Genomic DNA, 2,036 nt, shown 5'->3' with positions numbered 1-2,036 from the left:
TCATGATAATTTAGGAGACAGTAGAATTCATCGTTTAGAATTAATTGAATTAAATCTTACAAATTTAGTAGAAGCATATGCAGAATTATTTGATGGCCATACTACCATTGAAGATTTCAAGAAAGAACAAGTTGTATCCTTTTCCTTACGGAATATATCCAGCTTTAAACCAGAAGTATTCCAGGCACAGATCTTTAATGTGTTAAATCTCCTTTGGGATGAAATGATTTCAAATGGTGCGCCTCAATTAAAAGCCTTTAACAAAAAGCAACTTGCATTTGAAGATGTAATTCGTTATTTCATTATTATTGACGAGGCGCATCATATCATAAACACAAAAAAAGAAAGCGCTCATGCGCTACAATTTTTAACGAAACTTAGCCGAGAAGATCGAAAATACTTTGCAGGGCTTTTATATGCAAGTCACACGATTCGTGATTTTGTACCGGAAGGATCTTCACAAGAAATGATTGATGAAATTAAAAAACTATTTGAACTTACACAGTACAAATTTATCATGCAACAAGATAATAACAGTTTAGATATGTTACGAAAAGTATTTGCAGGACAGTTAAGTGAAAGTGAAATTGCAGCAATTCCACATTTACCAACAGGAGATGTCATTTTAAGTATTGGGGCTGTTAAAAACATTCACTTCCATGTAGAAGTAACAGATGAAGAATTGATGTTATTCGGGGGAGGTGCTTAATGCTATGCATCTAGTTTTAAAGATTATACCAAAGAAATGGCTCATCACTTTAGCGCTACTTGTGATGGGTCTTTTTTCTTTTCTTTTACTTGGAGTTATGAGTATTTTCATTGCAGCAATGGGTGGCGAAAGTGGAACAGACACGGGTGATATTACGTATACAGGTGAAGGGCAAGTCATGAATGTTTCGCCCGAAGTTCTAAAATGGGAACCTACGATTCGGAAGCATGCAAAAGCTTTTGGCGTGGAACCTTTTGTTGCTTTAATGCTTGCTCAAATGATGCAAGAAAGCGGAGGACGAGGTAGCGATCCAATGCAATCATCAGAGGGGGCTTTTAATACGAAATATTGTAAATCACCAAACTGTATTACAGATCCAGACTACAGTATTTGGGCTGGTGTACAGGAGTTTAAACATGCGATAGAAAGAGCCGGAGTAACGAGTCCTGGGGATATGGATCATATTAAAACAGCCCTTCAAGCCTACAATTTCGGGACAGGATTTTTTGATTTTGTTGGCGCAAATGGTGGCAAGTACACGAAAGAATTAGCAATCAAATTTTCACAACAACAGTATCAAAAAGTAAAACATACAGGCATGTATCATTGCCTTAGACCAGAAGCCGTACCGTATCAAGCGTGTTATGGCGATATATTGTACGTTGATGCAGTTTTAAAATATTATCAGCCGGGTTCTGTTGTTTCTGGTGGAGGAGGAAATCCAGGAAGTGGCGGAAGTAGCGGTTCAAAAGTTGCTGATGTAGGTCGCCAATGGATAGGGCGTTCTACCTATGTATTTGGTGGAGGACGTAACACAAATGACATCGCAAGAGGGATATTTGATTGTAGTAGTTTTGTACGCTGGGCATTCGAACAAGTAGGAATGTATACCAGTCCGATTGGTGCTGTAAGTACGGAAACATTAAATAAAATTGGTACAAAAGTATCAGCAAATGATATGAAACCGGGTGATGTTATTTTCTTTGATACCTACAAACATGACGGACACGTTGGCATTGTAATTGATAAAAATACTTTCATTGGATGTCAAACGAATAAAGGTGTTTCTATTGAAGATTTAAATAATCCGTATTGGAAAAAAGTCTTTTCTGGTCACGTAAGGCGATTCTAGAAAAATAGGAGTGTGAAAAAATGTTGTCGTTAGATAGATCGAAAGTATATCTATTCTTAGTGGTTATGGCTGTCAATTTAGTATTAGGTCTTGTAAGTGTAAATATTGATTTAATCGTTGTGGTTCCGTTCTTAGCACTTACGGTATTTATTGCAGTTAATGATGAAATTTTAGAGGAAGCTACAAAAGGTAAAA

Annotated in this window: 1 protein-coding gene and 1 pseudogene; both read left to right on the top strand. The window is 36.7% G+C overall.

Translation table 11 applies throughout. The features are described from left to right. Nucleotides 1-709: pseudogene (locus tag ACLBXA_RS22325) on the top strand (VirB4 family type IV secretion system protein); the annotation flags it as partial. A 4-nt stretch (nucleotides 710-713) separates the two neighbouring features. Beyond that, nucleotides 714-1,841 (top strand): bifunctional lytic transglycosylase/C40 family peptidase, encoded by a 1,128-nt coding sequence (locus ACLBXA_RS22320; protein WP_086422683.1) that lies wholly within the window; start codon nucleotides 714-716, stop codon nucleotides 1,839-1,841. Nucleotides 1,842-2,036 lie beyond the last annotated feature (195 nt).

The sequence above is a fragment of the Bacillus sp. D48C genome (genome assembly GCF_053345735.1).
Note: the sequence above shows the minus strand (reverse complement) of the source record. Positions and strands in the feature narration are given on the sequence as shown.